16 protein-coding genes are annotated in these 16,689 nt (G+C 57.4%); 10 read left to right on the top strand and 6 right to left on the bottom strand.

Annotated features, from left to right (window positions below; translation table 11 throughout):
* Positions 1-49: 49 nt before the first annotated feature.
* Positions 50-1,249 (bottom strand): DUF6456 domain-containing protein, encoded by a 1,200-nt coding sequence (locus tag ACOTTU_RS04985; protein WP_425656286.1) that lies wholly within the window; start codon positions 1,247-1,249, stop codon positions 50-52.
* A 332-nt stretch (positions 1,250-1,581) separates the two neighbouring features.
* On the opposite strand from ACOTTU_RS04985, the gene ACOTTU_RS04980 reads away from it, so the two are divergent.
* Positions 1,582-1,872, top strand: a complete 291-nt coding sequence (locus ACOTTU_RS04980; RefSeq protein WP_298918155.1) for a DUF6477 family protein — start codon at positions 1,582-1,584, stop codon at positions 1,870-1,872.
* An 8-nt stretch (positions 1,873-1,880) separates the two neighbouring features.
* On the opposite strand, the gene ACOTTU_RS04975 is transcribed toward ACOTTU_RS04980, so the two are convergent.
* The gene (locus tag ACOTTU_RS04975; RefSeq protein ID WP_425656285.1) at positions 1,881-3,422 is read right to left on the bottom strand and encodes a trimethylamine methyltransferase family protein; all 1,542 of its coding nucleotides are present in this window, start codon (positions 3,420-3,422) and stop codon (positions 1,881-1,883) included.
* Between the two features lie 185 nt (positions 3,423-3,607).
* Here ACOTTU_RS04975 and guaA point away from each other — a divergent pair, with 185 nt between their 5' ends.
* The 9 genes from guaA to ACOTTU_RS04930 all read left to right on the top strand — a co-directional run bounded on the left by guaA (position 3,608) and on the right by ACOTTU_RS04930 (position 12,779).
* Positions 3,608-5,170, top strand: coding sequence for a glutamine-hydrolyzing GMP synthase (guaA, locus tag ACOTTU_RS04970; protein WP_425656284.1), 1,563 nt, complete (start codon positions 3,608-3,610; stop codon positions 5,168-5,170).
* A 46-nt stretch (positions 5,171-5,216) separates the two neighbouring features.
* Positions 5,217-6,080: a DMT family transporter gene (locus ACOTTU_RS04965; RefSeq protein ID WP_425656283.1), complete on the top strand. Its 864-nt coding sequence runs from the start codon at positions 5,217-5,219 to the stop codon at positions 6,078-6,080.
* A gap of 133 nt (positions 6,081-6,213) precedes the next feature.
* Positions 6,214-7,332 (top strand): OmpP1/FadL family transporter, encoded by a 1,119-nt coding sequence (locus tag ACOTTU_RS04960; protein ID WP_298918143.1) that lies wholly within the window; start codon positions 6,214-6,216, stop codon positions 7,330-7,332.
* A gap of 100 nt (positions 7,333-7,432) precedes the next feature.
* Positions 7,433-8,359 (top strand): DMT family transporter, encoded by a 927-nt coding sequence (locus ACOTTU_RS04955; RefSeq protein WP_425656282.1) that lies wholly within the window; start codon positions 7,433-7,435, stop codon positions 8,357-8,359.
* Between the two features lie 66 nt (positions 8,360-8,425).
* Positions 8,426-9,274 (top strand): ATPase, encoded by an 849-nt coding sequence (locus ACOTTU_RS04950; protein WP_425656281.1) that lies wholly within the window; start codon positions 8,426-8,428, stop codon positions 9,272-9,274.
* 90 nt (positions 9,275-9,364) lie between these two features.
* The gene (gene metA, locus ACOTTU_RS04945) at positions 9,365-10,282 is read left to right on the top strand and encodes a homoserine O-acetyltransferase MetA (protein ID WP_425656280.1); all 918 of its coding nucleotides are present in this window, start codon (positions 9,365-9,367) and stop codon (positions 10,280-10,282) included.
* 4 nt (positions 10,283-10,286) lie between these two features.
* Positions 10,287-11,249 (top strand): alpha/beta fold hydrolase, encoded by a 963-nt coding sequence (locus tag ACOTTU_RS04940; RefSeq protein WP_425656279.1) that lies wholly within the window; start codon positions 10,287-10,289, stop codon positions 11,247-11,249.
* 50 nt (positions 11,250-11,299) lie between these two features.
* Positions 11,300-12,169 (top strand): polyphosphate kinase 2, encoded by an 870-nt coding sequence (gene ppk2 / locus ACOTTU_RS04935; RefSeq protein WP_425656278.1) that lies wholly within the window; start codon positions 11,300-11,302, stop codon positions 12,167-12,169.
* Positions 12,162-12,779, top strand: coding sequence for a TetR/AcrR family transcriptional regulator (locus tag ACOTTU_RS04930; protein WP_425656277.1), 618 nt, complete (start codon positions 12,162-12,164; stop codon positions 12,777-12,779). The genes ppk2 and ACOTTU_RS04930 overlap by 8 nt, the downstream gene beginning before the upstream one ends.
* A gap of 10 nt (positions 12,780-12,789) precedes the next feature.
* Here ACOTTU_RS04930 and ACOTTU_RS04925 read toward each other — a convergent pair whose 3' ends face one another.
* From ACOTTU_RS04925 to ACOTTU_RS04910, 4 genes are all read right to left on the bottom strand, one after another.
* The gene (locus ACOTTU_RS04925; protein WP_298918122.1) at positions 12,790-13,824 is read right to left on the bottom strand and encodes a Hint domain-containing protein; all 1,035 of its coding nucleotides are present in this window, start codon (positions 13,822-13,824) and stop codon (positions 12,790-12,792) included.
* A gap of 227 nt (positions 13,825-14,051) precedes the next feature.
* Positions 14,052-14,540 carry a 30S ribosomal protein S9 gene (gene rpsI / locus ACOTTU_RS04920; protein WP_298918119.1) on the bottom strand — a complete coding sequence of 163 codons (489 nt, stop codon included), beginning with the start codon at positions 14,538-14,540 and terminating at the stop codon, positions 14,052-14,054.
* 2 nt (positions 14,541-14,542) lie between these two features.
* Positions 14,543-15,004, bottom strand: coding sequence for a 50S ribosomal protein L13 (rplM, locus tag ACOTTU_RS04915; protein WP_298918117.1), 462 nt, complete (start codon positions 15,002-15,004; stop codon positions 14,543-14,545).
* Positions 15,005-15,227: 223 nt separating this feature from the next.
* A complete protein-coding gene (locus tag ACOTTU_RS04910) occupies positions 15,228-16,643 on the bottom strand; it encodes a PLP-dependent aminotransferase family protein (RefSeq protein WP_298918114.1) in 1,416 nt (471 codons plus the stop codon).
* Between the last annotated feature and the right edge of the window lie 46 nt (positions 16,644-16,689).

The following is a 16,689-nucleotide window of genomic DNA, read 5'->3' as shown; positions in this document are numbered from 1 at the left end:
GCACATCGGCACCCTCCCTGATCTTGGTTTCGGAATTCGCGCGGCGATCCTACCCGATCAAAGGACCACCCGGCCCGATGGTCTCATCATAGTGCCGCTTGAGCCGCATCAGCGCGATCCGCAAGACGATCTTTCCCGAACGTGCGGACCAGCCCAGTTTCTTCTCGGCAGTCTCAAGACCCTCAAGATAACAGCAGCACCGCAGCACAACATCTGAAAGCCCCGGCCCCAGATCTTGCAGTGCATCCGCCACGCGCTTGCGCGCATTTGACGGGCCGTCGCTGACGCCGCTATCGGGCACGAAATTTGTCTGTCCACCGGCTGTCAAAAACTGGTCCCAGTTCTGGGTGACACGCGGGCCCATCTGAGCCAACTCGAAATCTTCCCGCAAACGCTCGCCAACTGTCACCAGGTCATCGCTCAAGAAAGGCTCGCCATTCTTGTCACGACGGCGCGCCAGCGCGGTCAATGGGCTTTCCGCAAGATTGTAGCGCATGCGACGCGGGCGGCCGGTATCCACATCGGGAAGGGTCTTTTCCCCCCAATCACGCCTTTGGCCTGCAAAATCAGCCTGAGCGTCGGCAAAACCGCTGACCGCGACATTGCCGGAACTGTCCAGCATATCCTCCAGCGCGGCCCGGCCTGCCGGTGTGATCGAATATCTGGTAATGCGGCCGTTCGGCGTGCCCGCAATCCACTCCTTGAGTGCCAGAGCTTCGGCTATCTTGCGCGGCACGACGCCGGTGCGCGTCGCTTGCCCACTCACCCCGTCCCGAACGATCACGGCCTTTTCCATTTCCGTCACAACGGCCAGAACAGCGCCCTTTTCACACAAACGGCGCAGGACACGTGTGCCTTCAGCCATCAATGTTGCTTCGTCCGGGGTGGTTTCGTCATCATCCGATGGCGCAGGTATGCGGTCTTGGAAACTCATTGGAGATAAGTCCTTTTCGTTCGTTTTACCTGTTACTGAACGGGGAACAAAATGCGCCGCACCCAATGTACGAAGAGCCGCATCCACGAGCGGATCATCCCGACGGGTCTCGACACGCCGAATCTGGCGCAATATCGTCGAGGCATGGCAGCCTGCCGCCCGGGCCAAAGCCCGAATAGGCAATCCTGCCTCCGTATGGGCCAGGTAAACCTGCGCAGCAGCCGGGACCCAATCAGGCAAACCGGCTTCCGAAGGGTTGTGGGAGCGATGTGGCAGCATCTCCAGCTCTTTCATAACGTCGGTACCGATGTCCATTGCTGTTAGGGTTGTCTCAATAGAAGTGAATACAACCTAAAGAGGTATTGGTTACCCGTTCGTTAACAGTATTTGATTTGGCAATTATTGTCTCCAAAACATAAACAGTGTTTACGGCACCGCGCGCCAGCAAACCGCCTGACGCAACACTGGCTCCCCTTTTGGTCTGTCTCGCAGCTTGCCAAATTATGCCCCGACATCAAAGTGTTAATAAGTCCCTAAACCTCATGCGCGCGGAATGCGGCCCCAACGCAACACCACCTATGATTGTGTAATATCTCAGGCGGCGGGGCCAAGTGCCCTCTGGGGAAGACGTACAAAAGGAACGTTATATGCAAGATCTGCTATCAATGCTGCACGCACTGCGCCGACCACCACTTCTGATGCGCGCAGCGCGCATCGGCGCGGAAGATTACCGACGGTCTGTTCATTTGCCGCGCCTGTTGGGCTACGGTGTCTTACCGAAACACGGTGCCGCGTTGTTGCGATTGATGGAGATTGAAGCCGAGCTGAACGTTCAGCGCACCAGCGGGAACGCAAGCTACAGCCTAATCCGCCATGTGGATATCCTGATCGCGATGGTGGGTGAGGCCCGCGTCTTGCGCGCCTCACAAGCGGCCTGAGCCGAAGCCTACATGAAGCTATCGGGCGCTTCGGATTTCTTACGCGCGACGAACTCTGCCAGTGCGGTTGCGATGGCCGGGTCCAGGCCTGGCTGTTGATAATCGCTGAGCAGTTTCTCGACCCTGAGCGATGCCAGGGCCTGCGTATCCCGCGCGCCCTCATCTTCCCAGGTCTCGTAAGGCTTGTAGTCAAGCAAATCGGACTTCCAGAATGCCGATTTGAAGTTTTTCTGGGTGTGATCACATCCCAGATAATGCCCGCCGGGTCCAACCTCGCGAATGGCATCCATGGCCTGGGCGTTGTCGTCCACTGACACACCCTGTGCCAGGTGATGCAAAGTCCCGAGTTGATCGGCATCCATAACGAATTTTTCGAAAGAAGACACAAGGCCCCCTTCGAGCCATCCACATGAATGCAGCATGAAATTGACGCCCGCGAGCAGGCCCATGTTCAAGCTGTTCGACGTCTCATAGGCCGCTTGCGCGTCAGGCAGCTTGGAGCCGCAGAAGGACCCCGCCGACCGGTAAGGCAGCCCAAGACGGCGCGCCAATTGCCCGGCTCCATAGGTGATATGGGCCGCTTCGGGTGTCCCGAATGTGGGTGCGCCGGAATTCATGTCGATGGACGTCACAAAGGCGCCCATGATTACCGGGGCACCGGGCCGGATCAACTGGCTGTAAGCGATGCCGGCCAGAACCTCGGCCATCACTTGTGTCAGCGTACCCGCCACCGACACCGGCGCCATTGCCCCGCCAACGATAAAGGGCGAGATGATGCAGGCCTGATTGTTCTTGGCGTAGACCTCCAGCGCCCCCATCATCACATCGTCGAAAGTCATCGGCGAGTTGATGTTGATGAGCGATGTCATCACGGTATTTTCCTGCACGAACTCCTTGCCGAAGAGAACCTCGCACATCTCCACGGAATCCTGAGCGCGGCTCGGCTCGGTCACCGACCCCATGAACGGCTTATCACTCAGCGTCATATGGGCATGCAACATGTCCAGATGGCGCTTGTTGACCGGTACATCTGTGGGCTCGCACACGGTCCCGCCCGAATGATGCAGCCAGCGCGACATATATCCCAGCTTCACGAATTTGCGGAAATCTTCCATCGTGGCATACCGGCGTCCGCCCATGGCGTCGCGCACGAAAGGTGGGCCGTAAACCGGGGCCAGCACCAGATTCTTGCCGCCAATGACCACACTGCGTTCCGGATTGCGCGCATGTTGGGTGAAGCTCGACGGCGCGGTCTTGCAAAGCTGGCGGGCCAGCCCGCGCGGGATGCGCACACGTTCGCCATCCACATCCGCACCGGCCTCACGCCAGCGCGCCAAGGCCGCGGGATTCTCGATGAAATTGACACCGATCTCTTCCAGCACCGTTTCGGCATTGGTTTCGATAATTTCCAACGCTTCTTCTGTCAGAACTTCGAAATTCGGAATATTGCGTTCGATGAAACGCGCGGTCTCGAAAGAGACTGCACTTCTCTCCGCACGTCTGGCGGCCCCGCCACCACCACGCCCGCGTCTACGCTCTGCTACCGCCATTTTTGTCTCCGAAGTGAAAAGCTTGCGTTTGTGCTACCTTACTCGGCCCACGCTTCTCTGGCCCAGAGCGGCCTTGCAGGGAAAAAAGCGACATGACCGCAAAGTCCTGACCCTGCTCTCGCATAGTTGGTTGGAATCTCTCCACGGCTCTTGCCACTTTGCCTTCCCAAGCCTAATCAGCACCCATGAGCACTCAAGATCATGACCGCCTTCTCATCATCGACTTCGGCAGCCAGGTAACGCAGTTGATCGCGCGCCGCCTGCGGGAGCTGAATGTCTATTGCGAAATCCATCCGTTCAATTCCGTATCCGATACGTTTTTGGAGGAATTCAAACCAAAGGCCGTGATCTTCTCGGGGGGGCCATCATCGGTTTTTGCCGAAGGTGCTCCGATGCCGCCCAAAGGTGTCTTTGATCTGGGCGTTCCGATTCTGGGCATCTGTTACGGCCAACAGGTCATGATGCAGTGTCTTGGTGGCAAGGTGGAACGCGGCCACGGCACCGCCGAATTCGGCCGCGCTTATGTCACGCCAGAAGCGCGCAAGATGGCGTTGCTGGAAGGTTGGTTCGAGGCGGAGCGCGAACAGGTCTGGATGAGCCACGGCGATCACGTCAGCGAAATCGCGCCCGGTTTCGAAGTCTACGGCACCTCGCCCAACGCGCCCTTTGCGATCACCGGCGACACGGCGCGCGACTTTTATGCGGTACAGTTCCACCCCGAAGTCCACCATACGCCAAATGGCTCAAAACTCTACGAAAATTTCGTGCGGCTTGCCGGATTCAAAGGCGACTGGACCATGGGCGCCTACCGCGAAGAGGCGATCCAGCGCATCCGCGATCAGGTGGGAACGGGCCGCGTGATCTGCGCGCTTTCCGGCGGTGTGGATTCTTCCGTTGCAGCCGTGCTGATCCACGAAGCCATCGGCGATCAGTTGACCTGTGTCTACGTCGATCACGGGCTGATGCGCAAAGATGAAAGCGCGCAGGTGGTGGGCATGTTCCGCGAACATTACAACCTGCCCCTGATCCACGCCGACGAATCCGAGCTGTTCCTGGGCAAGCTCGACGGCGTCAGCGATCCCGAAACCAAACGCAAGATCATCGGTGGTCTGTTCATCGAGGTGTTCGAGAAACACGCACGCGAAATCGGCGGCGCGGATTTTCTGGCGCAGGGCACGCTCTATCCCGATGTCATCGAATCGGTCAGTTTTTCAGGCGGGCCGTCGGTCACCATCAAATCACACCACAACGTCGGCGGCCTGCCGGAACGCATGAACATGCAACTTGTCGAACCGCTGCGCGAACTTTTCAAGGATGAGGTCCGTGCGCTGGGGCGCGAATTGGGCCTGCCGGACAGCTTTATCGGGCGTCACCCCTTCCCCGGCCCCGGACTTGCGATTCGCTGCCCCGGCGAGATCACCCGCGAAAAACTCGACATCCTGCGCGAGGCCGACGCGGTCTACATCGACCAGATACGCAAACACGGGCTTTATGATGACATCTGGCAGGCCTTCGTTGCGATCCTGCCAGTACGCACGGTCGGGGTCATGGGCGACGGGCGCACCTATGATTTTGCCTGCGCCCTGCGTGCCGTGACCTCCGTCGATGGGATGACGGCGGATTACTACCCGTTCAGCCATGAGTTCCTCGGCGAAACGGCCACCCGCATCATCAATGAGGTGCCGGGGATCAACCGGGTCACCTACGACATTACCTCCAAACCACCGGGCACAATCGAGTGGGAGTGAGCTTTCCCGGCGCGCGCTTTGCCTCAGATCTGAATTGAAGACCCCTATGAGCCCGACGCTGAAAGCCGCCTTGTGGATGATCGGGGCCATCGTGTCCTTCTCTTCCATGGCGGTGGGCGGGCGGGAGCTGTCCTCTGAACTCGATACATTCGAGATCATGATGTACCGCAGCCTGTTTGGCGTGCTGATCGTGGTCTCGCTGGCCGGCGCCTTTGGCACATGGCGCGAGATCAACACACGCAACATGCGGGTTCAGATCATCCGTAACCTTGCCCATTTCACCGGGCAGAACCTTTGGTTTTATGCGGTCACCGTCATCCCGCTGGCACAGGTGATCGCCCTGGAATTCACCACGCCGCTTTGGGTCATCCTGCTGTCACCTCTCATTTTGGGCGAGCGCCTGACACTGATGCGCGCCCTTGCGGGGATCATGGGGTTTATCGGCATCCTGATCGTGGCGCGGCCCGACATGGCCGGGCTCAATTCAGGCATCATCACCGCCGCGTCATGCGCAATATTCTTTGCCCTCACCATCATGCTCACCAAACGTTTGACCCGCACCCAGGGCATCACCTGTATCTTGTTCTACCTCACTGCCCTGCAACTGGTTTTTGGTGTCATTGCAGCCGGATATGACGGTGACATTGCGATCCCATCCGCCGCGGCCTTGCCTTTGGTCATTCTTGTCGGTGCAGCGGGTCTTGTCGCTCACTTTTGCCTGACCAATGCGCTGGCCATTGCGCCTGCAACTGTCGTCGTACCAATCGATTTTGTCCGCCTGCCGGTGATCGCTGTTGTCGGCATGCTGCTTTACGCAGAGCCACTGGATCTTTGGGTTTTTGTGGGGGCCCTGGTGATTTTTACCGGCAACTATTTGAATATTTGGTCCGAAACCCAAACAAAAACTTGATTTTACGTGAGGTCACAACGCAATCTTCCCTAGCGTCATTGATTGACGCAGGGGTTTTGCGTGATTAATTGCCCCAGCCTTTCAAAGCAAAAATGCAAATCCAGACAAGGCTTACGTTCCGGGGAGGAGCTTCATGAAGTCGTATATAACAAGTGTAACAACTCTTTGTCTGGCGGCCGGTGCCGCACATGCAGGTGGTATCGACCGGTCGGGCCAGTCGATTGATGTGCTTTTCGAAGAAGGCCGCTATCTGGAGTTCAGCGCCGTCAGTGTGACACCGGATCTGAGCGGTGAAGCGCGTGCGCCCTTTGCAAATGGCACGGGATCGGGCGATATCGCACCGAGCTACTTCCGATTTGGCGCGGCGTATAAAGCTGATATCAATGACAGATTTTCCTACGCGCTGATCCTAGACGAGCCTTTCGGAGCGGATGTCGACTACCCTGCGGGAACCGGATACTTCGCCTCCACATCAGACGCAGAGTTTACCAGCCGGGCTCTGACGGGGTTGCTGCGCTATAAAGACGATTCAGGTTTTTCGGTCTTTGGCGGGCTGCGTCTGCAATCTGTCGAAGCCAACGCGACCGTGAACTTCATCCGACCGGTCGGCCCACCGCTGCTCTATACTGCCGAAGCGGATGTACATTACGGCCTCGGCTATGTCGCCGGTGTCGCCTATGAAAGACCGGAAATCGCGCTGCGTGTCTCGCTGACCTATAGTTCAGAAATCTCACATAGTGTTGATACGGTCGAAAATGTCGTAGGTGTCGGATCGCTTTCCACATCGACGGAATTCGAAACGCCGCAATCTCTCAATCTTGAATTCCAGACCGGTGTGGCAGCCGATACGTTGCTTTTCGGCGGCGTGCGTTGGGTGGACTGGTCCGATTTCGCGCTCGATCCTTCGCTCTATCAAACCGTGACCGGTGGATCGTCGCTGCTCAGCTACCAGGAAGATGTGATCACCTATACGCTGGGGATCGGGCGGCGCCTGAACGACAACTGGTCCGTGGCGGCGTCTATCGGATACGAGGAAAACACCCGCAATCTCTTTACCAACCTCGGACCTGCTGACGGACAGGAGAGCATCTCGCTGGCCGCGATCTATTCGCAGGGCAATTACGAGATCACAACCGGTATCCGTTATATCCGGATCGGTGATACAACAACCGGTGTCAGCGGCACGCCAGCTGCGAACTTCAATGACAACGACGCGATCGCCATTGGCGTCAAGGTTGGTTACCGGTTCTGATGTCTGAACCTGATTAGCTGGCGCCCGCATTTTTGCGGGCGCTTTTTCTTTGCGCATGTTTCGGGTGGTTCACCCGAGAACCGCCTACTAGGCTCCCCGCATGACACCGCAAAAAACACTGACCGGCAAAGCATGGGCCGCACTGATTCTGCTGGCTTTGATCTGGGGCGCTTCATTCCTGTCGATCCGGGTAGCGTTGGATGAGATCGCGCCTTTGACCTCCGTTGCCCATCGTACTTTCTGGGCCATGATCGCTCTGTGGGCCGTGGTCTTGAGCTTGCGACTGCCGCTGCCCAGAGGTCTTCATGTCTGGGGCGCATTTGTGATCATGGGTCTGCTGAACAACGCCGTGCCCTTCAGCCTGATGGCCTGGGGACAGCTCCATATCGAAACCGGGCTGACATCCATTTTGAACGCCGCAACCGCGGTCTTTGGCGTTTTGGTTGCGGCCCTGTTTTTTGCCGACGAAAAGCTCTCGCCGCGCAAAATGATCGGTGTGGGGTTGGGTTTCTTGGGGGTGATGACCGCGATCGGTCTGGAAAACCTACGTAACTTCGATCTGCGGTCCATTGCGCAACTGGCCATTCTGGGGGGCACAGTCTCTTACGCGTTGGCTGGTGTCTGGGCGCGCAAAACACTCGCAGGGCTTGCGCCGCAGGTTGCGGCGGCTGGCATGCTGACCGGCTCTTCGATTTTCACCGTGCCTTTGGCCCTGATCGTCGATGGCCCCATCTCGTTTGACCTGCAACCCGTCACTATTCTTGCGGTCGCCTACTATGCCCTGATCGCGACAGCGGGGGCCTATCTGCTTTATTATTACATTCTGGGTCTCGCAGGCAGCGGCAACCTGATGCTGGTAACGCTCCTAATTGCGCCGGTCGCGATCATCCTTGGGGCGTTGGTCCTTGATGAGCAGCTAAATCCGAATGCCTACGCGGGCTTTGCGCTGCTGGCCGCCGGCCTGATCATTCTGGATGGACGCCTGTGGCAGAGGTTCCGCAAACGCAAAGCCGTTGCTGCGGATTGATTGACCCCCCCTTTGGCCACGGCTAGGACAAGGGGAACGCCATTCGATTCACAGGGACGCGACCCCATGTTATATTCTTCTGCGGCCGACTGGCGGGCAGCCCCCCGCAAATCCGTCCTGGTCTACGGTATGTCGGGTCTGGGCAAGACACATATGTCAAACCTGCTTCGCGCCTCCGGCGATTGGTTTCACTATTCCATCGACTACCGGATCGGCACCCGCTACATGGGCGAATTCATCGCCGACAACGCCAAGGCGGAGGCGATGAAAGTCCCGTTTCTGCGCGATTTGCTGATGAGTGACAGTATTTACATCGGGTCCAACATCACCTTCGACAATCTGGCGCCGGTCGCCACCTACCTCGGCAAACCCGGTGCCAAAGATCGCGGTGGCCTGCCCATGCCGGAATACGTACGCAGGCAGGCGCAATTCCGGCAGGCAGAGATTTCGGCACTCTACGATACCGCGCATTTCTCGGAACGCGCCGAAGCACTGTACGGATATCCGCATTTCATCTGTGATTCAGGCGGTTCCATATGCGAATGGGTTGAGGCCGCTGATGATCAGGACGCCTTGATGAAGGATCTGGCACGTAACTGTCTGCTGATCTGGATCAAGGGAGATGAGGCCCATACGCAGGAACTTATCCGCCGGTTCGACCGCGCGCCCAAACCGATGGCGTATCAGCCCGCGTTTCTGGCCAAGGTATGGGATGAATACTTACAGGAAAACAAATGCCTGGAAGGTGATGTTGATCCGGATGATTTCATTCGTTTCACCTATGCCCGAGCGCTCGCTCATCGACAGCCCCGCTACGAGGCAATGTCGCGCTGGGGTGTAACAGTCACTGCAGATCAGGTCGCCGCCCTCAAATCGCCGCAGGATTTCGAAGACCTCATTGCCGGTTGCCTGTGACCCGCACACTGACCTGTGAGGTCGTCCCCCTTGAGGCACCCGTTGCGAGAGGCTATCTCCCTCATTTGACACCTTATCGAAAGAAGACTGATGCCTATCAAGATACCTTCCGACCTACCGGCCTACGACGTGCTGACGCGCGAAGGGGTGATGGTGGTTGACGAGGTTCAGGCGGCCCGTCAGGATATTCGACCGCTGCGCATCGGGTTACTGAATCTGATGCCGAAAAAGATACAGACCGAAAATCAGTTTGCCCGTCTGATCGGCGCGACACCTTTGCAGATCGAGTTGAGCCTGATCCGGATGTCCGAGCACCGGACAAAAAATACCGCAGCCGCCCATATGGCCAGCTTTTACCGGACCTTTCAGGAGGTCAAAGACGAGAAATTCGACGGACTGATCATCACCGGTGCGCCCATCGAACACCTGCCCTTCGAGCAGGTCACCTATTGGGACGAACTCCGCCAGATCATGGATTGGACCCAGACCAATGTGCAATCCACATTTGGCGTGTGCTGGGGTGGCATGGCCATGATCAACCATTTTCACGGCGTCGATAAACATATGCTGGAGGCCAAGGCCTTTGGCTGTTTCCGGCATCGCAATCTGGCGCCCGCATCTCCCTATTTGCGTGGTTTTTCAGACGATTGCGTGATCCCTGTTTCGCGCTGGACAGAGATGCGCCAGGACGAAATTAACAAGGCTGGGAGCTTGAAAACGCTTCTGGGTAGCGATCAGGTCGGCCCCTGTCTGGTGGAAGACGCAAGCCATCGTGCGCTCTATATCTTCAATCACTTCGAATATGATCGCGATACGCTGAAACAGGAATATGATCGCGATGTGGATGCAGGCACGCCGATCAACGTACCGATGAATTACTATCCGGGTGACGATCCAGCGCAGACCCCGCTCAATCGGTGGCGCAGCCACGCCCATCTGCTTTACGGCAACTGGATCAACGAGATTTATCAATGCACCCCCTTCGAGATGAATCGCATTGGGACGTAAGCGAATGGTCCTGAGCCTTGCGCTGATTTTGGGAGTGGTGGCGCTTGTTCAATGGCGGGCAACGGCGCGTGAAACGGCAGCAGAATCCGCCTATCCGCCATCCGGCCAGGTTGTCGATGTCGACGGGACGTCGATACATGTGCGGATCGAAGGCAGCGGGCCGGATGTGGTATTGATCCATGGTGCCAGCGGTTCACTGCGCGATTTCACCTTTGATCTGGTCGGACGCCTGAGCGATCGCTACCGCGTCATATCCTTTGACCGTCCAGGATTGGGATGGAGCGAAAGGCCCGCGCCGGAGCATGGCGGGGCCTGGAATAACTACGCAGAGCCGCCCTCTTTGCAGGCAAAACTGATGCAGGCTGCCGCTGATCAGGTTGGCGTCTCAAAGCCCATTGTCGTTGGGCATTCCTACGGCGGTGCGGTAGCACTCGCCTGGGCGCTGGAGCGTCCGGATGAAACCGCAGCCCTTGTCTTGCTGGGGGCAGCCTCAAATCCATGGCCCGGGGATCTGGGGCTTTTCTATCAGGTCAATGCCTCAAAGCCCGGAGGTGCCTTGGCCATTCCGCTGATCACGGCCTTCGCGCCCAGAGCGGCGGTGGAAACAGCTGTCAAAGCCATCTTCCAGCCTCAACCCATTCCTGACGGATATCTGGACCATTTCGGCCCTGAAATGACCCTGCGCCGCAGCACCCAGCGCGCAAATGCGCAGCAGGTCAACAGTCTGCGCCCCTATGTGGTTGATATGTCTCAACGTTATTCGGGTCTTAGCCTGCCGGTTGAAATCCTTCACGGGACAGATGACACCATCGTGCCCCTGCACATTCATTCCGAGCCATTGGCTGCCTTACTGCCGGACGCAAACCTGATCAGATTGGAAGGCGTTGGGCACATGCCGCATCATGCCGCCCCCGGGGAAGTGACGGATGCGATCGACCGGGCCGCCGTCAAAGCCGGTTTGCGTTAAGCCCCTTAACATCCCATATTGATTGCAACAGCACTTACCCGGAGGCCTTCATGGACCTGCCATTCGACGGCGCCATTAGCACTTTTTTCAAATCCGGAGCGCCAGCGGACGTTCGGCAAGCCATTGAAAAGGCGGATAAGGATGACATCCTGACGGGCGACTATCCCCATGAGACGCGGATGTCCCGAAAGCTCTACGAAAAAGAGCTCGATGCGCTGCAAATCGAACTGGTTAAACTGCAAGCCTGGTCCAAGGAGAGCGGCGCCCGTGTCGCGATTGTGTTCGAAGGTCGCGATGGTGCGGGAAAAGGGGGCACAATCAGCCGGTTCCGCACCAATCTTAATCCAAGAGGTGCCCGCATCGTTGCCCTTTCCAAACCAACCGAAACCGAAGCCACACAATGGTATTTTCAGCGCTACGTGTCGCATCTGCCCGCCGCTGGCGAGATGGTCTTCTTTGATCGCAGTTGGTACAATCGGGGTGTCGTGGAATCCGTGTTCGAGTTCTGCACGCCAGAGCAGCGGGAGCAGTTTTTCTCCCAGGTCCTCCCTTTTGAACGTATGATCGCCGACGAAGGCATTTATCTCTTCAAGTTCTGGCTCAATGTCGGACGCGCTGAACAGCTGCGGCGGATGCTGAAACGCGAAAGTGACCCCCTCAAACAATGGAAGCTGAGCTGGATTGATGTTGAAGGTCTCAACCGCTGGGATCGCTATTCGGAAGCCATCGGCGAAACCTTGACCCGCAGCCACAGTGACGTGGCCCCCTGGACAGTCGTGCGGTCGGATGACAAGCGGCGCGCGCGCCTGAACGCGATCCGAACGGTGCTGCATGGTCTCGATTACGCGCACAAGGATACCAAGGCGATTGGTCCGATCGACCCGTCAATTTGTGGTGGACCGGACATCTGGCATGCCTAAACGCGGCTATCACCATGGCAATCTGCGGCAGGCGCTGATCGAAGCGGCTTTGCAATTGATCGAAGCCAAAGGTCCGATGGGGTTCACCTTGTCAGAGGCGGCCAAACAAGCCGGAGTTACCCCGGCTGCCGTCTATCGGCATTTTGAAGGTCGCGAAGATCTGATTGCCGAAGCGGCGTTGCAAGGCTACGAGATTTTTGCCGATCTTATGGAATACGCCTATGAAAAAGGCCAACCCTCTGCTTTGGCGGCGTTTTCCGCAACAGGACGGGCCTATCTGGCCTTCGCGCGCAAATATCCCGGCCATTATATCGCGATGTTTGAAAGCGGTATCTCAGTGAACCGGACGCCCGAACTGGCGGCAGCAGCGAACCGCGCCAGTGGCGTTTTGGAGCGGGCGGCAACTGACCTCAGCCAGCATATTCCCGAAGACAAGCGCCCTCCTGCCTCGATGTTTTCCGCCCATATCTGGGCGCTGAGCCACGGTGTTGTAGAGCTTTTCGCCCGGAATTCTCCTGGCCGTGCCTCTCCGTTCCCGGCAGATGATCTTTTGGAGACCGGGATCGGGATTTACCTGCGCGGGTTGGGCTTGATATCGGCAGACGACTGACCGGGATCCGTCAGGCAGACAGGTAAGGTTTCAAAGCCTCCACCTCACGTGCCGTCAGGGTGATTGTGGCCGTATCCCCAAATCGATCAAATCCTCCGGTATCGGCGGCGGCGAACAGGGCGCGGAGTTCTGCCTGTGGTCCCGCTTCCAATGTCCGAACCGCATTCTCAGCAAGGAAAAAGCTCTCGGTCAGCGCCCCGTTTGATCGAACAATCTGATGGCTGTCGAACATGAAATGCGTGTAGCTCACCTGGTCCTGGGGCTGAACGGCAACTCCGGGCAAACCACATAGATGCTTTGCCGCGACAAGGACCTCGGACTTGCCGAATAGCAACTCCGCCATCGGGTTTTCGACCCAGATGCGGTGCTGTTGTGAAACCGTCAGCGGACGGTCATTGCCGATCGCGCCCGCTTCGAACACCACAGGCGCAAAAGCGTCCTGCCCGGCCACCTCGGTGCTGCCGACCCATTGCACCGGAATTTCACCGTTGTCTCGGGTCCAGATCAGTTGCCCCGGCACAATGTCTTCAACGCGCACCTCGCCTTGCGACGTGCCAATCATCGTTCCGGCCGCGAAACAGGTTACAAAATTATTGTAATTGGACGTCCCGAAATTCGAGCCGCCGATTTTTACATAAGATGTGCCATCCTGGAGCAGATCGGTGGTCGCAAAACCCCAAATGTCGCTGAAGTCCCCGTTTTGAGAGAAAACATTGAGCTGGATGTTCGGACCGGTCGGATTCCCGTTGCCATCCAGCGCCCTCAGGATAATCAGGCTCTCTGATTCAACCGGGGTGCCATTGGCAACGATCCCGCCACCGTCCGTAATAATGTGATTGTTGGGCTGGTCGTCATTGAACCTGCCCGCCCCGCCACCTGTATCGTCCAGTTCGATTTCTGTGCCGAATGTGCTCGAATACTCAAACACGGTGCCGTTGGGCGTGTCGGAATTGTTGATTATGCCGTTGCCCACGAGCCCGCCATTGGCGCTCGAAGTGACGATCAGACTCGCATTGTCAAAGGCTATGAATGTTCTGAGGACCATATAACTACCGAGTAATTCCTGCCAACTGTACCAAAATAAAGGGGAAAAAGACCCCGATTACGTCCCTTTGGCGAATGATATGCGGATTCCCGCTGAAATTCACGCCTTTTGCGCAGGCATACCCCTCTGAGACAGGTGAGGGGTTAACGCGCCGCAACTTATCTCTATCTGTTGCACGAAAAAGGCCGCTCCCAAGGAACGGCCTTTTGAAAACGTAAGGTGACAGCTTAGCGCTTGGAGAACTGGAAGCTCTTACGCGCTTTGGCTTTACCGTATTTCTTGCGCTCAACAACGCGGCTGTCACGGGTCAGGAAACCAGCAGCCTTCAGCGCACCACGCAGGGATGGGTCGTAAAGTTGCAGCGCCTTGGAGATGCCGTGCTTGACCGCACCGGCCTGACCGGACAATCCACCGCCTTTGACCGTGGCAACCACATCAAACTGACCTTCTGTTCCGGAAACCGAGAAAGGCTGGGCCAGGATCATCTGCAACACAGGGCGTGCGAAGTAGATGTTCTGCTCTTTGCCATTAACGGTCACTTTGCCAGAACCGGGTTTGATCCAGACGCGGGCAATCGCGTCTTTGCGCTTGCCGGTTGCATAAGACCGCCCCAGATCGTCGCGTACCGGCTCACGCGGCGTTTCGACGACTTCGGGAGTGGCTTCGATGCCAGCAACTTCGGCCAGATCTTCAAGTGTGTTGATTTCTTCAGCCATGCTCATGCACTCCGGGTATTTTTGCTGTTCATGGATTTGACATCCAGAACTTCGGGGCTTTGCGCCTCATGTGGGTGATCGCCGCCTGCATAGACACGCAGGTTGGTCATGATCTGACGGCTCAGACGGTTGCCGGGCAGCATGCGCTTGACGGCAAGTGTCACAATACGCTCCGGATGCGCACCTGTCAGGATCTGCTCTTTGGTGCGGGATTTGATGCCACCGGGATGGCCTGTGTGCCAATAGTGATGCTCTTCGCGCTTCTTGCCGGTCAGCTGGATCTTATCCGCGTTGATGACAATCACGTTGTCGCCCATATCCATGTGCGGTGTGAAAGAAGCTTTGTGTTTGCCGCGCAGACGCTGCGCGATGATCGAGGCAAGACGGCCCAGAACAACGCCCTCGGCGTCGATCAGGATCCATTTCTTGTCGATATCTGCGGGAGTTGCAGAAAAGGTTTTCATGGACGGTTCCCCGTTTGAGGTGAAGGGTGCGGATAACATCACGCGCACCCGAATTCGATTGGGGCGTTATAAAGCACGCAAAGGGCACGTCAAGGCGAATGTGCGCCCTATAATTGTTGAAAAACAGCGCGTTATAATATCGGTATAATAATACCCCAATGACTTCGGTGGGAATCCACACCCCCATATCGCTCTGCATCATGTCAGGTCGACCACCTGCGGCTTAAACGTTGATCTGCTCAGGCGCGCTGTCGAGAAGCCCGCGCAGCCGCATCATCGCCGCTTCAAAACTCTTCAGAGACACACCTGCATTCACGGCCATGCGCACCGCATGGGGCGCGCGGGCCTCGCGGCATACAAATTCCTCCGAAGAGCGGATCTTGACCCCCTCAGCCTCTGCCGCCTGACAAAAAGCCCCTGCCCGCCACCCCAGAGGCAAACGCAACCATAAGAACGGAACATCCGGTCGCCACCTCAGATCATACCCTCCAAGGATATTGACGGCGCTTTGAACGTAGCGGTTGAAGGCCTTGCGCGTCTCTTCGGTGAGGTCGTCGATCTGTGGGTGCACCAATAGGTCTGCGCAGATGTCACTGAGGGGCGTCGCCAGACCAAAGAACCCGTGCTCAGCAGTGCGCCGTAAAACCGTGGATTTCCCTTCCGGCGCGATCGCAAAGCCAAAGCGCAGCGACGGTGTGATGGTCTTGGCGATAGAAGAAACATACCAGCCCCGCCCCGGTGCCAGCATCCGGTAGGACGGTGCCCGGTTGACCCCCATCCGGTAGCAATCATCCTCAACGATCTGGAAATCATGTCTGCGCGCCACCCGCGCGATCTCCTCGCGTCGCGCAACGGGCGTGAAACCCCCGGTCGGGTTATGAACTTCGGGCGAAGTGCACAGGACCTGCACGTCATGCGCCTTGGCTGCGGCTTCAAGCGCGTCGGGTAGGATACCGTCTTCGTCCATCGCCACCGGCACGACATCGGCACGCAACATCTCTGCGGCGCGGCGAAAACCCGGATAGGCCAGTTCCTCGATCAGCACCGTGGGTTTGCGGCCTTCAAGAATGGACTGCAGGATCAGCGATATCCCGTTCTGCCCGCCGTGACATAAAACAACGTCCTTTTCCCGCAATGGACCAAGTGGCGTGCCTTCCAACCACCTCACAACCGCTTGCCGGGTCGCACGGGCGCTATCGCGGCTGGGGTAATGCATCACGCCGGAAGGCGGGTCCTGCGCCACCTTGGTCATGAGATGCCGCACCAGCTTGTCCTGACCAACGCAAGGAAGATGCGGAGAGAACAGGTTGATATTATAAACATCGCCGTCTTCCTCGGCATTATGCGGGATCACGTCGACTTCGAGCGGCGCGTCAGAAATCTCTGTCTTGGATGGGCGCGCAACAAAAGTACCCCGTCCAACCTCGGCCTGAAGCGCCCCCTCATCCGTAAGAATTGTATAGGCCCGCGCCACGGTTCCGGGCGTGATATTGAGCTGCCAGGCCAATTCGCGGACCGGTGGCAGCTTGTCTCCCACCTTCAATGTACCAGTCTCAATGCCATTACGAATGGAAGCCACGACCGCTTTGTACTTAGGCCCATCACCGGAATTCAGTTCGGGATGCCAAATTGTACCCATTACAATATTTCCCTAGCATCTTTGTACTACCAATCGTATCAATAAA

Source organism: Roseobacter sp. EG26, from assembly GCF_049830555.1.
GTDB lineage: Bacteria > Pseudomonadota > Alphaproteobacteria > Rhodobacterales > Rhodobacteraceae > Roseobacter.
This window is presented reverse-complemented; position numbering and strand designations above follow the sequence as displayed.